The organism is Polaromonas sp. P3_C2 (genome assembly GCF_056402675.1).
Map to the genome: position 1 here is coordinate 14,343 of NZ_JBFUGX010000002.1, position 16,845 is coordinate 31,187.

17 protein-coding genes and 1 tRNA gene are annotated in these 16,845 nt (G+C 61.5%); 13 read left to right on the forward strand and 5 right to left on the reverse strand.

Going from position 1 to position 16,845, the window contains the following annotated elements; all coding sequences use genetic code 11:
* The first annotated feature begins 29 nt into the window (after window positions 1–29).
* From atpD to AC1DWI_RS00260, 3 genes are all read left to right on the forward strand, one after another.
* Window positions 30–1,433 carry a F0F1 ATP synthase subunit beta gene (atpD, locus tag AC1DWI_RS00250; protein WP_477724232.1) on the forward strand — a complete coding sequence of 468 codons (1,404 nt, stop codon included), beginning with the start codon at window positions 30–32 and terminating at the stop codon, window positions 1,431–1,433.
* A 40-nt stretch (window positions 1,434–1,473) separates the two neighbouring features.
* Window positions 1,474–1,893, forward strand: a complete 420-nt coding sequence (locus AC1DWI_RS00255; RefSeq protein WP_477648282.1) for a F0F1 ATP synthase subunit epsilon — start codon at window positions 1,474–1,476, stop codon at window positions 1,891–1,893.
* Window positions 1,894–2,524: 631 nt separating this feature from the next.
* The gene (locus AC1DWI_RS00260) at window positions 2,525–2,668 is read left to right on the forward strand and encodes a hypothetical protein (protein WP_477668852.1); all 144 of its coding nucleotides are present in this window, start codon (window positions 2,525–2,527) and stop codon (window positions 2,666–2,668) included.
* A 42-nt stretch (window positions 2,669–2,710) separates the two neighbouring features.
* Here the strand turns inward: AC1DWI_RS00260 and AC1DWI_RS00265 are convergent, their stop codons facing one another.
* The 3 genes from AC1DWI_RS00265 to AC1DWI_RS00275 form a co-directional block, all read right to left on the reverse strand.
* Entirely contained in the window at window positions 2,711–3,253 is a 543-nt protein-coding gene (locus AC1DWI_RS00265) for a TPM domain-containing protein (protein WP_477668851.1), read from the reverse strand.
* A 4-nt stretch (window positions 3,254–3,257) separates the two neighbouring features.
* Window positions 3,258–4,148, reverse strand: a complete 891-nt coding sequence (locus tag AC1DWI_RS00270; RefSeq protein ID WP_477668937.1) for a TPM domain-containing protein — start codon at window positions 4,146–4,148, stop codon at window positions 3,258–3,260.
* 66 nt (window positions 4,149–4,214) lie between these two features.
* Window positions 4,215–4,814 (reverse strand): LemA family protein, encoded by a 600-nt coding sequence (locus tag AC1DWI_RS00275; protein WP_477668850.1) that lies wholly within the window; start codon window positions 4,812–4,814, stop codon window positions 4,215–4,217.
* Between the two features lie 75 nt (window positions 4,815–4,889).
* Here AC1DWI_RS00275 and AC1DWI_RS00280 point away from each other — a divergent pair, with 75 nt between their 5' ends.
* Genes AC1DWI_RS00280 through AC1DWI_RS00295 form a run of 4 tightly spaced genes read left to right on the forward strand, consistent with a single transcriptional unit; the run spans window position 4,890 to window position 7,851 of the window.
* Window positions 4,890–5,720: a hypothetical protein gene (locus tag AC1DWI_RS00280; protein WP_477668849.1), complete on the forward strand. Its 831-nt coding sequence runs from the start codon at window positions 4,890–4,892 to the stop codon at window positions 5,718–5,720.
* A gap of 9 nt (window positions 5,721–5,729) precedes the next feature.
* The gene (locus AC1DWI_RS00285; RefSeq protein WP_477668848.1) at window positions 5,730–6,176 is read left to right on the forward strand and encodes a YybH family protein; all 447 of its coding nucleotides are present in this window, start codon (window positions 5,730–5,732) and stop codon (window positions 6,174–6,176) included.
* Window positions 6,177–6,186: 10 nt separating this feature from the next.
* Entirely contained in the window at window positions 6,187–7,227 is a 1,041-nt protein-coding gene (locus AC1DWI_RS00290) for a YheT family hydrolase (RefSeq protein ID WP_477724233.1), read from the forward strand.
* 57 nt (window positions 7,228–7,284) lie between these two features.
* On the forward strand, window positions 7,285–7,851 hold the full coding sequence (locus AC1DWI_RS00295) for a DUF2946 family protein (RefSeq protein ID WP_477668846.1): 567 nt from the start codon (window positions 7,285–7,287) through the stop codon (window positions 7,849–7,851).
* Window positions 7,852–7,963: 112 nt separating this feature from the next.
* Here AC1DWI_RS00295 and AC1DWI_RS00300 read toward each other — a convergent pair whose 3' ends face one another.
* Window positions 7,964–8,833 carry a c-type cytochrome gene (locus tag AC1DWI_RS00300; protein WP_477668845.1) on the reverse strand — a complete coding sequence of 290 codons (870 nt, stop codon included), beginning with the start codon at window positions 8,831–8,833 and terminating at the stop codon, window positions 7,964–7,966.
* Window positions 8,834–9,065: 232 nt separating this feature from the next.
* Between AC1DWI_RS00300 and AC1DWI_RS00305 the strand changes: the two genes are divergently transcribed.
* Window positions 9,066–9,141 (forward strand) — tRNA-Arg (locus AC1DWI_RS00305).
* A 107-nt stretch (window positions 9,142–9,248) separates the two neighbouring features.
* Here the strand turns inward: AC1DWI_RS00305 and AC1DWI_RS00310 are convergent.
* Window positions 9,249–10,160, reverse strand: a complete 912-nt coding sequence (locus AC1DWI_RS00310) for a LysR family transcriptional regulator (RefSeq protein ID WP_477724234.1) — start codon at window positions 10,158–10,160, stop codon at window positions 9,249–9,251.
* A 98-nt stretch (window positions 10,161–10,258) separates the two neighbouring features.
* On the opposite strand from AC1DWI_RS00310, the gene AC1DWI_RS00315 reads away from it, so the two are divergent.
* From AC1DWI_RS00315 to AC1DWI_RS00335, 5 genes are all read left to right on the forward strand, one after another.
* Entirely contained in the window at window positions 10,259–10,693 is a 435-nt protein-coding gene (locus AC1DWI_RS00315; RefSeq protein WP_477668843.1) for an ester cyclase, read from the forward strand.
* 15 nt (window positions 10,694–10,708) lie between these two features.
* Window positions 10,709–11,632, forward strand: a complete 924-nt coding sequence (locus AC1DWI_RS00320) for an NADP-dependent oxidoreductase (protein WP_477668842.1) — start codon at window positions 10,709–10,711, stop codon at window positions 11,630–11,632.
* Window positions 11,633–12,108: 476 nt separating this feature from the next.
* The gene (locus AC1DWI_RS00325; RefSeq protein WP_477724235.1) at window positions 12,109–13,152 is read left to right on the forward strand and encodes a hypothetical protein; all 1,044 of its coding nucleotides are present in this window, start codon (window positions 12,109–12,111) and stop codon (window positions 13,150–13,152) included.
* Between the two features lie 104 nt (window positions 13,153–13,256).
* Entirely contained in the window at window positions 13,257–16,286 is a 3,030-nt protein-coding gene (locus tag AC1DWI_RS00330; RefSeq protein ID WP_477724236.1) for a ShlB/FhaC/HecB family hemolysin secretion/activation protein, read from the forward strand.
* A 9-nt stretch (window positions 16,287–16,295) separates the two neighbouring features.
* Window positions 16,296–16,845 (forward strand): two-partner secretion domain-containing protein (locus AC1DWI_RS00335; protein WP_477724237.1); only part of this gene is annotated, 550 nt, incomplete at its 3' end.

A 16,845-nucleotide genomic window follows, 5' to 3' on the forward strand; every position in this document is an offset into this window, starting at 1 on the left:
GATTTAAAGAAACGAAAGAGGATTCAATCATGGCTCAAGCTCAAGGCAAGATTGTTCAGTGTATTGGTGCGGTGGTTGACGTGGARTTCSCGCGCGAYCAGATGCCCAAGATCTATGACGCGYTGAAAWTSGAAGGCKCCGSGCTGACSCTSGAAGTCCAGCAGCAGCTGGGTGACGGCATCGTGCGCACCATCGCGCTGGGTACCTCCGACGGCCTGCGCCGCGGCAACATGGTTTACAACACCGGCGCCAACATCACCGTTCCCGTGGGCAAAGCCACGCTGGGCCGCATCATGGACGTGCTGGGTGCGCCGATTGACGAGCGCGGCCCGGTCGACCAGACCCTGACCGCCCCCATCCACCGCAAGGCGCCTGCTTATGACGAACTCTCGCCATCGCAGGAACTGCTGGAAACCGGCATCAAGGTGATCGACCTGGTTTGCCCGTTCGCCAAGGGCGGCAAGGTGGGCCTGTTCGGCGGCGCCGGCGTCGGCAAGACCGTGAACATGATGGAACTCATCAACAACATCGCCAAGGCGCACTCGGGTTTGTCCGTGTTTGCCGGTGTGGGTGAACGTACCCGCGAAGGCAATGACTTCTACCACGAGATGGCCGACTCCGGTGTTGTGAACCTCGAGAACCTCGGCGAATCCAAGGTGGCCATGGTCTATGGCCAGATGAACGAGCCTCCAGGAAACCGTCTGCGCGTGGCGCTGACCGGCCTGACCATCGCCGAGTCCTTCCGTGACGAAGGCCGCGACGTGCTGTTCTTCGTGGACAACATCTACCGCTACACGCTGGCCGGTACCGAAGTGTCCGCACTGCTGGGTCGTATGCCTTCCGCCGTGGGTTACCAGCCTACGCTGGCCGAAGAAATGGGCCGCCTGCAAGAGCGTATTACCTCCACCAAGGTCGGCTCCATCACTTCCATCCAGGCCGTTTACGTTCCTGCCGATGACTTGACCGACCCATCGCCTGCCACGACCTTTGCCCACCTGGATTCCACCGTGGTGCTTTCGCGTGACATCGCTTCGCTGGGTATCTACCCTGCGGTTGACCCGCTCGACTCCACCAGCCGTCAGCTCGACCCGAACGTTGTGGGAGAAGACCACTACGCCACGGCGCGCGCCGTGCAGGGCACGCTGCAGCGCTACAAGGAACTGCGCGACATCATTGCGATTCTGGGCATGGACGAACTGGCCCCTGAAGACAAGCTGGCCGTGGCCCGCGCCCGCAAGATCCAGCGTTTCCTGTCGCAGCCTTTCCACGTTGCTGAAGTGTTCACCGGCTCTCCCGGCAAGTACGTCAGCCTGGCTGAAACGATTCGCGGCTTCAAGATGATTGTGGCCGGCGAGTGCGATCACCTGCCGGAACAGGCGTTCTACATGGTCGGCACGATTGACGAAGCTTTCGAGAAGGCGAAGAAGGTCTAAGGGCTCAGGCCCTGCAACTTTTTTCCATTAAGGAGCGTTTATGTCAACCACCATTCACGTCGACGTGGTCTCCGCGGAAGAGTCCATCTTCTCCGGTGAAGCGCACTTTGTCGCCTTGCCCGGCGAGGCCGGCGAGCTGGGCATTTACCCGCGCCACACCCCGCTGATCACCCGCATCAAGCCGGGCGCGGTGCGCATCGAGAAGGCCGACGGCAGCGAAGAGTTCGTGTTCGTGGCCGGCGGCTTGCTCGAAGTGCAACCGAACTGTGTCACCGTGCTCTCTGACACCGCCATTCGCGGCAAGGACCTGGACGAAGCCAAGGCGATGGAAGCCAAGGCTGCTGCTGAAGAAGCGTTGAAAAACGCAAAAAGCGATATCGATATTGCCATGGCCCAGTCCGAGCTCGCCGTCATGGCCGCCCAGATTGCCGCTTTGCGCAAATATCGGCAGAAAAAGTAAGCTTCCACGCTTCAGAAAAAACCGGCCCTATGGCCGGTTTTTTTATGGGCGCTTCGATCTGGAGAAATTCGAATCAGTTTGGCCGTTCATGCCGTTGGCGAAGCGCTCACAGTCATTCCTGAAAATGACGAAGATGGTTGTTTTGTGCTCCCTCTGCGTAGCGGGCCAACTGGCCGGCCACCCGAGTCCTTCATGAACCCTTTGCGAATGTCTACCTCGTAGGGCGGCCGACGTCCACGTGCGTGCCGCCGGGCAAGCGGCTGATCCGCTGGACGCCGGCTATCTGCGGGTCGAGGACGGAGACCGCGGCGTCCGCTTTATCGAGAAGGGTGCAATCGGCGCGCAGTGAGCAGAAGTGGACGTTGATGGACTAACTGCCCGCCGCCATGAGTGGCTGCGGCGCGACGTTCCATTGCGCCATGCGGAAATCTGGCGTGCTTCCGCTATTCAAGCAAAAAAGGCCTCCAACCCATACGGGGTGAGCGCAAGCAGCTATCAAATAGGGAGCGGTTTCCGGACAAATGGCCTGGCCCGAGCCGGCAAAGTAACAACTGGACACGCTAAATGACAGCCATGGCCCGGGCCGCTCCCTTATCGTTGTGGTGGGTTCAAGCCAGCAACGAGGTGCGAAATGGACAGTCTTTTAGACAGCCTGATATGGGGAGAGGAAGCGTCGCTCGAGCGTCGGGCCAGGCGCGTGCGCAAGGCCTGGCTGACGCGGGTTGTGCTCGCGGCAGTCGCCCTCTTTGTGTTGGTCGTGGTTCTGGCGCCCTGACGCGGCGTTATCGGCGCCAGGCCCGCGGTACCTGCGAACCGGCTATTGCAGCCAGGGCGCGTCGGGCAGTTCGTTGGGATTGTTGGGTGCGTCGCCCTGCATACCATCGATGGCAAAGTGCGCCATCAGCAGCGCTGAGGTTTCTTCCAGTGCCTGTGTCAATCCGTCCTCGTACCGGTTCTCCCTGAACGCCTGGGCCATGCGCGACACCGTGGCCTGCCACTGTGCTTGATTCACATGGCGCGCCACGCCGCGGTCCGCCACGATTTCAATGGCGTGCTCGGCCAGCAGCAAATAAATCAGCACACCGTTGTTGTGTTCGGTGTCCCATACCCGCAGCTTCCCGAACATCGTGACCGCGCGCTGGCGCGTGAGCTGGCCGATGGACTGGTGTTTGCCCAGCCGCCACAGGTAGCTCATGGGCAACGAGGCCTCCACGCATATCCGTATTTCGCCGCTGTGCCGCCGCTCGCTGGCCGTCACCCGGCTGGCCAGCCGGTTGAGCATGTCGGGTGCAATTGCGCGCTGGGCGTCGGAGGCATCCAGCCAGAGGTGCTTGAGGATGGTCTTGGGTTTATTGAGCATGTGCCTACCAGTCGCCTGATGCGCCGCCGCCGCCGAAATCACCGCCACCGCCACTGCTGAATCCGCCGCCACTGCTGCTGCCTCCGCCCCAGCTTCCTCCGCTGCTCCCGCCGCCAAAGCCGCCAGTGGTCCAGCCGCCCGAAGAGCGGCTGCCGCTGCCCAGGACGCCGAGGCTGGCCACCAGCGCAAACACCATACCCGCCACAGCCGCCAGGCCGGCCACAATCAGGCTGCTGGTGAACACCCAGGCCAGCACGCCGACGGCGCCGCCGGTGGCGATGGAGCCCAGCTTGCGCCCCAAGACGCCGGCGGCCAGGCGCCCGCCTATCGGCACGGCAAAGAACAGGAACACCGCGAGGTCGGTCCACTCGAAGCCGCTGTCAGCCATGTCCGAAGCACTTTTTTGCTCAGGCACTGGGAGGTTTTCGCCGCTGATCAGCGCCATGATCTGGTCAGCCGCGGCATTCAGCCCGCCGGCAAAGTCGCCCTGTTTCAAGCGCGGGGTGATGGCGGTGTCGATCACCTGGCGCGCCGCGAGGTCCGGAATGGCGCCTTCCAGCGCCTTGGTGGTTTCGATACGGACCTTACGATCGTTCTTGGCCACGACCAGCAGCAGCCCGTCGCCCACGCTTTTGCGTCCAATTTTCCAGGCATCGCCCACACGCTGGGCATAAGCGGCGATGTCTTCGGGCTGGGTGCTGAGCACGACGAGCACCACCACCTGTGCGCCGCGGCTTTGTTGAAACGCAACCAGTTTGGCCTCCAGGGCGGCGCGTTGCGTGGCATCCAGCGTACCAGTGCTGTCCATGACATGCGCCGTGAGGGCCGGCACCGGCTGGACGCCTTGCGCCCAGGCCACAAGGGGCAGCCACACGGCCAGCAACAATCCCGCCATCCAGCGGAGGAGGCTACGGCCCAATATCCAACCCGCTAGTTGCTGCACAGCAAGTCCTGTAGAAACTTATTTCTTCGTGAAGTCCACCACAGGCGGTGCGGAAATCTGTGCCTCATTGGCCACGGTGAAGTTCGGCTTGACGTTGTAGCTGAAGACCATGGCCGTCAGGTTGCTTGGGAAACTGCGTGTCAGCACGTTGTATTCCTGGACCGCCTGGATGTAGCGATTGCGTGCTACCGTGATGCGGTTTTCGGTGCCTTCCAGCTGCACGCGCAGGTCACGAAAACCCTGGTTGGCCTTGAGGTCGGGGTAGCGTTCACTGACCACCATCAGGCGGCTCAGCGCACTGCCCAATTCGCCTTGCGCTGCCTGGAATTTTTTGAAGGCTGCCGGATCGTTCAGGGTTTCCGGCGTCACCTGGATGGAGGTGGCCTTGGCGCGTGCTTCAATCACCTTGGTCAGGGTGTCCTGTTCAAAAGCGGCTTCGCCCTTGACCGTGGCCACAATGTTGGGCACCAGGTCGGCACGGCGCTGGTACTGGTTCAGCACTTCAGACCAGGCCGATTTGGTTTGCTCGTCGAGGCGCTGAAAGTCGTTGTAGCCGCAACCCGTGAGGAGCAGGCCCAGCATGCTGACAAGGAACAGGTTTAAAAAGCGGGATTTCATGGCGATGTCTTTCGAAAATGCAAGCCGCAACACTAACATAGTCGAATGTCGATGACGCCTCATTCCCCCGGGTCCGTGCAGGCATTCCAAGCTCTGCAGGCCAACCTGCGCCCCTTGGCGGCGGCAGCCGCGAAACCACGTCTGATGATTGCGGGCGCGACCGGCGTGCTGGGCAATGAAGTGTTGCGCCGCCTTGTGGGCAGCGGACGTTATGCGCACACCGAGGTGCTGGCTACTGAAACCATGACCACCGGTATGGCCGGCGTGGGGATTGTGCTGGCAGGTGATGCTTCAGCAATCGAGGCATGGCCCGCGCGGCCTCAGCTTGTTCATACCGGCCTGGTCATGTTTGAGCCGCCACGGCTTTTTTATGGGCGTGAGCGCACACTGTGGACGCCCGTGCCGGGACAACTGCCGGTGCTGGCCCGCTGGTTGAAACGCTGTGGCGCACAGACACTGGTTGTGGTGGTGCCCCACGCTTCGGGGCGTTTACCCGATGCCCTCAAGCGCGGACTGGCCGACCTCGATGAGCAAGCCGTGGCTTCACTGGGCTTTGAACGCGTGTTGTTGGTGCGCTCGGCGCGCAAGACCGAAGGTATTGCGGGCGCCAATTTTTTCGAGAAGACGGCGTCGTGGATGCTGTCGACCCTCAAGTTCATGATTCCCGCAGCCGAGCAGCCGGTGCGTCCTGCCAAGCTGGCAGAGTTTATCGACGCAGCGCTGCAGGTTTTGCCGCCGGGTACCCATGTGGCCGCGCCTGAGGTGCTTTGGCAGGCTAACCAGAGCGGCGGAAACGGCCGGCGTATCGGGCCGCAAGACAACAGCATGCAAGGTGTCGTACGCTCGTGGCTTGCTGCAAGGCTCAATCCCGAGCAGAATTCACCACCCAACGCCAAGCCGGACTGACGCCTTCCCATGCCCAAACCCAAAGTCCCGCCCGCCAGCAGCGGCAACGCCGATGACATCGAGGCGGCTTTTTATGACGCGCTGCAAAGCGGCGACATCGAAAAGCTCATGGCCTGCTGGGGCGATGACGACGACATCGTCTGTGTGCACCCGGGTGGCGCCCGGCTGGTGGGCCCGGCGGCCATACGCGCCACTTTTGACGCCATGTTTGCCAATGGCACCATCAATGCCCAGGCCATCAAGGTGCGAAAGGTCGAGACCATGAGCGCCTGCGTGCACAGCGTGCTGGAACGCATCGAGGTGCTGACCGATGAAGGGCCACGGCATGCCTACGTGATTGCCACCAATGTGTATCACAAGGGTGCGCAAGGCTGGCGCATGGTGGCACACCATGCCAGTCCCGGCACGCCGCGAGAAATGCAGGAAGTGTCGGAAACACCGACCGTCCTGCACTGAAAGGCCTGCGGTGAAATACGCAGCACCCTGGTGGCTGCCGGGCGGCAATTTGCAGACCATCTGGGCTGCGCTGCGGTCACGCCGCTACCTGGGCCCGCCGCCCGTGTTTCGCCGCGAGCGCTGGGATACCCCCGATAGCGACTTTGTCGACGTTGACTGGATGCTCGATGGAAACGAGCCTTCGTCGGGGTTTCCGGCAGCTTCCCCGACGGGCAACGAATCCATCGAGATGAGACGCAAGGAATCGCGCAAGGAAGTGCCACTCCTGGTGGTGTTTCATGGGCTTGAGGGGTCATCTGCCAGCCACTACGCCGAAGCGCTTGCCGATGTGGCTCGCGAGCGCGGCTGGGGCTGCGCCATTCCACACTTCCGGGGGTGTTCCRGTGAATTGAACCTAGCGCCGCGGGCTTATCACTCAGGAGATTTTGCAGAGATAGACTGGATACTGCGGCGCTTTGCGCAGGCCCATTCCGGGCCGGTCGTTGCCGTAGGCATTTCATTGGGTGGCAATGCGTTGATGCGCTGGGCCGGCGAGCTTGGCGCGGAGGCCCGCCAGGTGGTTAGCGGTATTGCGTCCGTCTGTTCGCCGCTGGACCTGACGGCCAGCGGCTGGGCCATAGGTCGGGGATTCAACCGGCAGGTCTACACCCGCATGTTCCTGAGAACCATGGTGCCGAAGGCGCTGAAAAAACTGGAGCAGCACCCAGGTCTTTTTGACCGCGACCGATTGCTGGCCGCGCGCGACTTGTACGCTTTCGACAATGTATTCACCGCGCCTGTCCACGGGTTCAAGGATGCGGATGACTACTGGCTGCGTGCCTCTGCCAAGCCGCATTTGCGCAGCATTGCCGTGCCGGCGCTGGCCCTGAACGCGCTGAACGATCCCTTTGTGCCGGCCGGCAGCCTGCCGCAAACCGCAGACGCCGGCAGCCATGTCACGCTTTGGCAGCCGGCACAGGGCGGCCATGTCGGGTTTCCTTCGCCGCCATTTCCTGGTCATGTGCGTGCCATGCCGGAAGCGGTCACCGGTTTCCTGGCTGCGCATCTTTGATGCTTACCCATAACCCTGCCCACATCGCACCTGCCGTGTGCAGCGCAAAATAGCGGCATGGATGACATCGTCAGGCAGGCCATTGCGAAATGGCCCAATGTTCCCGACTGCTACGGCTGGCTGGGGCTGGACGCACGCGGCAATTGGTACATGCGTGATGAGAGGGCCCAGGCCGCGGGACCTTTTGGTGGCGCGCCTGGCCTGGATGCCGCGCGCCATGCGGCCAGCAAGGGCTCGCTGCTCAAGCACGACAAGCTGATCGATTTCATTCAGCGGAATTATGAAAGCGACGCTGCTGGCCAGTGGTTCTTCCAGAATGGGCCACAGCGCGTGTATGTGGAGCTCGAAGTGACGCCGCTGGTCTGGCGTGTCGCCCCGGCACCTATGTTTGAGGTCACAGCCCATTCCGGCCAAACGGCGCGGCCGCAGCGCTGCATCGTGGACGAATCCGGCAGGGTCTACCTGGAAACCGACCTGGGTTTTGGCCTCGTTCATACCCAGGACATGACGCATGCGGCTGACGCGATAGAGCAGGGCCTGTGGGTGCCCGAGGAAGTCCTGGCCAGCGATTTGTCGCGCCGGTTCGGCTATGTGCGAAGCCCTCAGCTGCTACAAAAAAAGTAGCTGTTTGCGCTGGCTCTGCTTGGGTTGCAGCCCATTTCCTTTTGAATTTACATCAAATTTCCATTAAAAAAGCCGGTCATTGACCGGCTTTTTTTGGGGTGCACGACAGCGTTTACTTGGACGTATTGACCATGTACTGCACCACGGCCTTGATTTCACCATCGGAGGCGGCCGAGCCGCCCTTGGGAGGCATGGCGCCCTTACCTTTGATGGCGCTGGCTGTCAGTGCCTCGACACCTGCGGAAATCCGGGGAGCCCATGCAGCCTTGTCGCCCAGCTTGGGTGCATTGGCAACGCCGGCCACGTGGCAGGCTGCGCAGACCTGGCCATACAGCGCAGGTGCGGCACCACCGGCTGCAGCCGGCGTTGCACCGGCGGCTGGCGCTGCCGTCTTGTTGGCTGCAGCGAGTGCGGCGACCACATCTGCGGACGGTGCGGCGGCTGCGGCTGCAGGTGCCGTAGCGGCAGCAGCTGCCGGGGCGGCTGGCTCCGCAAACTTGCCGCCTGCGGCAGCCGTCATGTAAACCACTGCACGGCCAATTTCGACGTCTTCAAAATCACCGCCGCCCTGGGCTCCCATGGCGCCTTTGCCCTTCAGGGCGGAATGCCAGAGCGCGTCAAAACCGGTCTTGATACGGGCTGCCCAGGCACCCGTATCGCCAAACTTCGGCGCACCGGCTGCACCCGTGCCATGGCAAGTCACGCACTGCGCCTTGTAGACCTCTTCGCCGGACTTCAGCGGACGGTTGGCATCACGGATTTCAACCGCGCCGATCTTCTGGATGCGCTGCGCAACCGCCTTGGCGCCTTCGTCCGCACCCGCAGCTGGCTTGTTGGCCGAAGCGACGTAATACACCAGGCCGATGATGGCGAAAACAGGAACGACAAAAGAGAAAAAAACCGCAGCCAGCAGTTGCTGGGGGGTCTTGATGGGGCCAGTATGGGCTTCTTCGTGGGCCGTGGTGTGGTCGTTTGCGCTCATGGCGTCCTCAAAAAACTAAGAATCGGGGGGCTATCGCGTGGTGATATGGCGCTCTTGGGCAGCGCTTGCTCAGCAACCTCACATTATAACTGGGGGCTTGCAGAGGCCGGGGAGCGTCACGGCCGGCTGGTAGAATCGGAGACGTTGCGCGGCGTGAATCGCCCGCGCAGTGCAAATTGCCCTGATTTTGCGCCCCTCGGCCGCGAATCCGGCGCAGACCGTTTCCAGCGTTGCGGCTGTAGCTCAGTGGATAGAGTATTGGCCTCCGAAGCCAAGGGTCGTGGGTTCGATCCCCGCCAGCCGCACCAATCATGGTTTTTCTTGTTTGCCGTTGTCGCGCAGGCACGCCGCAGCGTTTCAAAGCCCAACTGCACTGAAATTCGTCACGGTGAAGCGACTGGCGGGTTCTATTATTCTAGGCAGCCAAAGCAAGTGATGCGATCAATTCCCTGAGCCATTGCTGCACCTGATGTGCATCGTTCCGTCGGTGCCAGATGAGGTCGAAGACGACTTCTGGCAACGCAACAGGCGGCGGAAACAAGACCAGCTTGCGCAGAGCCGGGGATTTGAGGGCCACGCGCTTCATCACCGTGGCCGTGGTATCTGTCTGGGCCACCACCGCGGGCGCGGCAAACATCTGCGGAAGCGTCAGTGCGAGGGTGCGGCGCTTCCCCAGCCCGGCCAGCGCCTCGTCAACCAGGCCATGGCGATCACCCTCAGGTGACACGAGCACATGAGGCAGCGCAAGAAATGCCTTCAGACCCATGCTTCGCTTCGCTGCCGGGTTGTCCCGGCGAACGATGGTCACGAACTCGTCTCTCAGAACAGGCCGTGTCAATATCCGTCTCTCTGCATGGGTCGGCGGGACGCCAACTGCCGCATCAATCGTTCCTGCGTCCAGCATGTCGACCGCACTATCCCGATTGTTAATCGCGTGCACGCTCAGCGATATTCCCGGCGCCGCGCGCGCCAGCTCCCTGACAAGTGCGGGCAGCAATACGAAAGCCGGATAGTCGGACAGTCCAAGGTTGAACACCAGAGATGCCTGCTCGGGCTCGAAGTCCGGCTCCTGCACGAGAGCTGTCTTGATTTGCCGCAGTGCTTGCGACACGGGTCCCACGATTTCCCTGGCACGCGCTGTCGGCAGAAGTCCTTCTGCGCTGCGCAGGAACAGCGGGTCGCCAAACAACGTTCGCAGACGTGACAGCGCGGCACTCATGGCAGGTTGGCTCACGCCTACCCGCGCGGCTGCGCGGGTCACATTGCACTCGTCCATCAGCGCGTCAAACGCCACGAGCAGATTCRGATCAATGCCATGAAAATCCATGAATCAAATATAACTGTATATAAGTCATTTGTTGGACAGATTTTTATCGGTCTACCAGAATCGGCCTTCTTCCACTTCAACCACCGAAAGCCGGACAAATGAACGACACCACACAGATGATGGCTGAGCGCCGCGCCACCGAAACCTTGTATCGCGCATTCAACGACAAGAACCCGGACCTGCTGGACAGCGCTGTGACTGCCGACTGGGATGACATTCCGCTGGCGCCCGGGCAAGGCCCGGGACCCGAGGGTTTGAAACCGATCATCCGCAGCTTCATCGAAGCCCTGCCGGACGTCCATATTGCCATTCACGACTTGATTCAGGTACCCGGGCGTATCGGTGTACGGGCTGAGATAACGGGTACCCATCTGGGGCCACTCTTCGGCATTGCGGCAACCGGAAAAAAGGTCAGCATCCGCATCCACGAGTTCCACGAATTCCATGAGACGCGTATCCAGCGAACCTGGCACCTGGAAGACTGGTTTGGCGTTTTCCTGCAACTTGGAAGCTTCCCTCCACTCGGCGATTAACTGGGAAAGAATTTGATGAAAGCACTTCGCATCCATGCATTCGGCGGCGCCAGCCAGGCGGATATTGAACATGCCGCCCTGGGCACACCGGGTGGCGGTCAGGCCCTGGTCCGCGTCGAGGCGGCGAGCGTGAACCCGCTGGATCTGAAAATCCTTGGCGGGTCCATGCAGCCTGTCTTTCCTGTCACTTTGCCCTATACGTTAGGCACTGACCTTGCCGGTGTGATTGAAGCCGTGGGTCCAGAGGTTGACCGGTTCAAGCCCGGTGACCGCGTCGTGGGGAGGCTCGCGCCGACGGCGGGGGGTGCCTTCGCGCAGTCTGCCCTGCTGTCCGCAAGCGCGTTGTGCCTGGTTCCCGCTGAGATGAGCTACGAGCAGGCCGCAGCGTTGCCGACGGCAGCTGGTACGGCCTGGCTGGCACTGTTTGGGGCTGGAAAGTTAAGGGCGGGGCAGCGCGTGCTGGTTCACGCGGCAGCCGGTGGCGTGGGCAGCTTCGCCGTCCAGTTCGCAAGGCAGGCAGGTGCGCACGTCTTAGCCACGGCTTCTGCAAAGAACCACACACTGGTCAAAGAATTGGGTGCGGACGAAATTATCGATTACCGCCGTGATGACTTTGCAGAGCGTTGGCGAGACCTGGACCTGGTCATCGACACGATTGGTGGGGAGACTCTCGAGCGGTCGTGGCGAGTGACAAGGCCGGGCGGGACGGTGGTGTCGATCGTCGATCACACGATACAGCCGCGTGGAGATATCCACGGCGTCTTCGCATTCTTCAGCGGCGATGCTGCGGCATTGGCGCTGATTCTCAAGCGCTTCGACGACAAACGGCTCCAGGTGATCCTCGACACAATCCATCCGCTGGATGACGCCCGCGCGGCGCTTGAGCAGGTGGCCGGCGGTCATGCGCGCGGCAAGGTCATCATCCGCACGTCGCGCTGATCCGCGAGGCAATGGCGCCTTGGGACCTTCCATCAAAAACGCACGCTCAGCGGCTATCCCCTTAGAGCGCACGGGGTTAGCGCCAGACCGCATTCCAGCATTGGAGTCGAGGCACGTCCACACCGAATTTGCGTGGAACCGATGCCTACCCGGTATCAATCCAGTGGCTAACGTCCATCGCGTGTCACGCTGATCCTCGCTGCTGGATTCTTGCTCATAAGATACTTTTAAAGTATTCACGTACCAGAATCAAGATATTTTACAGGTAGCGGTTGTCTTCCTAGAATCGCCAACAACACCGTGAGTTGCAAGTTATTACAACTGATCTTTCCCGGTGGATCTCCTAAAAAAGGCCGTGAAGGGAAACGCTGGATTTGTGATCCATTTGTAGTGCGTAAGTCGGGAGCACCCGGCATTCGAGCACGACGCGTCAAGCCTTTTCGGTGTCTGCATTTTTGACAAAGCGAGATACAGGTATGACACGCACTAGAAACAAGTGGTTACAACTGGTGGTGGCAATGGGCCTGGCTTTCTTTGGCGCGCGTCTTTTCGCCGCAGCTGACAAAGCCGCCGGCGAACCGCCCAGGGAGCAGGTAATTGACCTGGAAGCCGCGGGCACCGCATATCCCTTTGCGGTCTATTCCAACATTGACTTGCGCCAGCCGGACGCCGGGATTAAGCGTGCGGTCATTTTTGTACATGGCGTGCAGCGCGATGCCGACCGTTATTTTGGCGTGGGCCTGGGCTTGCTGGAAGCCGCGCGGCTGGACGCATCAAGCACGTTGCTGCTGGTACCCCACTTCCTGACGGCATCAGACACTTCGCCTGACGGCAATATCCCGCTTTGGCGCGGTGGCAACTGGATGCAGTGCCAGCCCTCCCGGGGCAAGGAGGCCATCAATTCCTGCGGCGTGCTGGACGATATCGCCCGCTATCTGAGCGCGGGCAAGCGTTTTCCCGTACTCAAGGAAATCGTTTTCATCRGCCACTCAGCCGGTGGACAGCTAATGCAGCGCTATGCCGTGCTCAACAACAGCGAGGAGGAGTTGCGCAAGTCGGGCGTCCGCGTGCGGTATGTAGTCTCCAGCCCGTCTTCCTATTTGTACCTGGATGACAACCGGCCGGAGGGTGGGAGCTTCAAGCCTGTGAACAGCATCCTTTGCCCCGGTTACAACAACTTCCGCTACGGCTTGGGCAACATGGTTCCCTATGGGCAGGGCCTGGACGGCGAACAGTTGTTCAAGCGCTATGCAGCGCGTGAAGTCCTCTACCTGGTGGGCGCGCAGGACAACGACCCAGCCTACGAGTCACTCGACAAATCCTGCGGGGCCGCCATGCAGGGCACAGACCGGCTTAATCGGCACAGGAATTACATGCGCTACGAACAGTTTTTAGCCCAGAAATGGCAGACACCCGTGACGCGTGCGGTCATGGTGGTGCCAGACGCGGGGCACGAAGCGGCCGAAATTTTTGAGTCCCGCGATGTTGCTGCAAAAATTTTCCATGCCGCCGGCAACTAGCGAACAGCCGGGACAAACAGGGACAAGCCGAACGAGCACAACAAGAAAAAAAAGAAGAAGCACAGAGACGCGCGGACACAACACCAAGACAGAAGACGAAAACCATGATGGAACCCTCACGCCTTGCCGCACCACGGCGAAAAATCCTCGCATCGCGGATCTGCGCAATGCTGGCCGCCGCCCCTTTTGCCGTCCATGCGCAGACGCCGCCCAGCGCCGGTACTCTTTTCGACGCGAACCGGCAACAGCTCTCGCCGACGGAAAATGCCGGCCCGCCGGCGGCGGTGCAGCGTCCTGCGCGCATCGAAAAAGAGGTGGAAGGCAGTGATGAGGGCCAGAGCCCCACCGCCGGCGGAACGGGCATCCAGGTCACGGGTTTTGTACTGAGCGGCAACCGGTCTCTGCCGGCATCCGAGCTGCAAGCCCAACTGCAGGAGTTTGTCGGCCGCGAGCTGGACTTCGCCGGGCTGGGCAAAGCCGCCGCCAAAATCACGGCCTACTATCGCACCCGGGGCTATCTGGTAGCGCGCGCCTACCTCCCCGCACAGGAAATACAAGGCGGTGTGGTTGCCCTCGGCATCCGTGAAGGCGTCATCGGCCGGGTGGTGGCCGAGCCCGATGCCAACGTGCGCCTGGACCCGGAACTGATAGGCCGACATCTCGCGGGACTACAGACGGGCGAGGTGATCCAGGAAAGCGACCTCGAAAACACGCTGCTGCGGCTCTCTGACATCGCCGGTGTGACGGTCAAGGCGGTGTTGCGGCCTTCGGCAGAACCGGGCGCCACCGACGTCATCGTCAAGGTCAGCGAGATGGGGGCGATCACCTCGCGCGTGAGCATCGACAACGGTGGCAGCTATTACACCGGTGCCAATCGCCTGTCCGCCAACCTGAGCCTCAACGACGCACTGGGCATGGGCGAAAGCTTCAGCCTGAATACGCAGCAAACTTTTGAAGGCCTGCGTATTGCAGGCGTTGGTTATGTGCAGCCCCTCGGCACGACAGGGCTGTCAGTAGGCGCGAATTTTGCGGGCCTGCAATACAACATCGGCAAAAACCTCAAGGAAGTAGAGGCCAGAGGTGAAGCCCGCGTGAGCACGCTGTTTCTCAACGCGGCGTTGCTGCGCAGCCGGCGCGCCAACATGAATCTGTCGCTGGCGACGGAATACCGACATTTCCAGGACACTACTGGCGGCACGACCGTTGAAAAGTCTGCCAACCTGATGAGTGCGGGCCTGTCTGGCGACTGGCGTGACGACTGGACAGGCGCGTCGGCGAACAACAGCTGGAACGCGCGTTTGGGTATGGGTCACCTGAAAAAAGAAACGCCCAACGACGCAGCACTGGACCGTTTCACGGCCAATGCGGCAGGCGACTACAAAAAGCTCAACCTGTCGTTCAGCCGCCTGCAGCAGCTTGGCGGCGGCTACTCCCTGCTGGGCTCGGTCACCGCGCAGTACRCCGACAAGAACCTGGACGCGTCAGAGAAAATGAGCCTGGGCGGCTCCGGCGGCGTGCGCGCTTACCCTGCCGGCGAAGCCGCGGGCGACCAGGGCATGCTGGCGCGTCTGGAACTGCGCAAGACCCTGGGTGTTGTCGGCAACTCCGTCGTGGAAGGTGCGCTGTTCGCCGATGCAGGGCGCGTGACCATCAACAAGAAGCCGTGGGACAACAGCGAAAACCGCGCGAGCCGCTACGGCTATGGCGTGGGCCTGAACGTCTACAACAAGGACCTGGTGTTCAATGCCAGCATCGCGGTGTCGCCCGGCGTCAATCCGGTCAGCGAACCAAAAAGCGCGCGTCGCCTGTGGCTATCGGTATCGGGTTCACCCCAGGCCTTCACGGGCCTGGCCTCCAGCAGCGGCAGCCGGGGTGAGGATTTCGAGGAGGCGGAAGACGGCATGCGGCTGTACGGATCACTGGGCATCATCCCCGAATACGTGAGCCGCTCAGGCGCGACCCCTGCGGCGCCCGCCGACCAGAGCAAGCTGGCCACGCCCAATGGGCGCAACATGTCGGGCTTCTGGCGTGCGCGCGACAATGTGTCGTATGTGGGCGCGCGTGGCGGCATTCCAATCCATGAGCAGTGGAAGCTGCTGTGGCAGTTGGAGCTGGGCCTGTCACTGAGCGCGGGCGCGGCCGGAGACGACGCGACCCCGAACTGGACACACAGGCAAGAGCTGCGTAATACCGGCGTGGCTGTCGCCCATCCAGATGCTGGCACCGCGATGTACGGCAACTGGGACATGCCGCTCAAGGAAAGCACCTCTTCCTTCGACCCCTTCGGCGCGACCACCAGTGCGGCGCACTACAACATCATCGGGTCACCGGGCTTCGCCACCAGCATCACTAAAAACTCCGGCCCGGTGGGCACGGCGGCGGTGGAAAACAACGACGACGCCGCTTTCAACCGCCGCCAGGCCGGCGTGTTCGGCTACTGGACGCCCAAGATGGGCGGCTTCCAGCTCAAGCTGGCTTATTCGAACAACGGCATGAAGGCCGCGCCGGACGTTGATACAGGCTACCTCTACGGCGGCAGCCTGTCGTATGAGAACGGCGGATTTTCTGCTGTGGTTGCGGCTGAGCAGCATGTGAATTATTTCGGCATAGCCAGCCTGGGCCGCAACGCGCGCGGGGTAGGTACCAATACCCACGTCACGCAGGGCACTTCGTCCAATGACTACAGCGTGCGCTACGGCGTAGCCTACGATTTTGGCGATACCAAGGTTTCGCTGATCGCCGACGAACTGAGCTATGCCGAGTCCGGTGTCATCAACACCAGCGTCACTTCAAGCGACCTCGCCAGCTACCGCCGCCGCGCCTACATGGTCGGCGTCTCACACAAGATAGGTGCCTGGCAGTTGCGCGCCAGCCATGCCAAAGCCTTCGCAGGCGACTGCACCATGATTTCCGGCAATGGCGTGAACTGTTCGACGGAAGGTATGGGTGCGACCTCCCAGGCCATCGGTTTCTCCTATGCCTGGAGCAAGCAGCTCAGGATTTTCGGGCAGTACGTGCTGCTGCGCAACCAACCGCTGGCCAATTACAACTACGCCGTTGCCGGCGTGTTCGGCAGCGCAGGCGCAGGCACCACGATCCGCGCGATCGGTTTCGGTATCAACTACACGTTCTGAGGGGCTCGCATGACATACCACTCTTCCCCGGTTTTCCCACGTAAAAGCCGCCCGACGCTGACACCGCTGAGTGCAGCCATCCTGTCAGCGCTTTGCGCCATATACCCGGTACGGGGATATGCGCTGGACGCCAGCGCCTTACCTACCAATGGTCAGGTCACAGCTGGCAGCGGCAGCATCAGCCAGAGCGGCAACGTCATGAACGTGGTACAGGGCAGCGACCGGATGGTTGCTACCTGGAACACTTTTAACATCGGTAGCGCGGCCAAAGTCAATTTCGCGCAGCCCTCGGCCTCGTCGGTGGCCCTCAACCGTGTCACATCCAGCGATGCCTCGCAGATCATGGGCCAGCTCAATGCCAACGGGCAGGTCTACCTGATCAATCCCTCGGGCATCCTGTTCGGTCAGGGTTCAGCTGTCAATGTCGGCGGCCTGGTGGCCAGCTCGCTGAACATCTCGGACGGCAACTTCATGGCCGGCAACAACCGCTTTGAAGCCGGCAGCGCGGGCGGCGCCGTGATCAATGAGGGCAACATCGTGGCGGCCGACGGCGGGTACG